This is a genomic window from Roseibium sp. RKSG952, from assembly GCF_009711355.1.
The window spans coordinates 1-225 of sequence record NZ_SMMF01000049.1; the positions used below are offsets into that span (position 1 = coordinate 1).

A 225-nucleotide genomic window follows, 5' to 3' on the forward strand; every position below is an offset into this window, starting at 1 on the left:
ATTTCGACAGCTAGAAAATTGCCGCAAACCCGATCGTTTGGTCGGACGCGCGGATCGTTCAGCCAATGATGAAACAGACTGACATTGACTCCGTGCCGCAGAGCCGTTGCCCGAACTGATGCGCCCGGTTCCAAAGCTTGTCGGTAGATTTCCCGCTTCTCCTCCGCGCTACGCCGTTGCATCTTGTGTTGCGGCCCCATGCAACCCTCCAGACTTGACCAAGAA

1 protein-coding gene is annotated in these 225 nt (G+C 56.0%); it reads right to left on the reverse strand.

Annotated elements, in window-relative coordinates; genetic code table 11:
- Positions 1 to 200 (reverse strand): transposase (locus tag E1297_RS00115; RefSeq protein ID WP_155132485.1); only part of this gene is annotated, 200 nt, incomplete at its 3' end.
- Between the last annotated feature and the right edge of the window lie 25 nt (positions 201 to 225).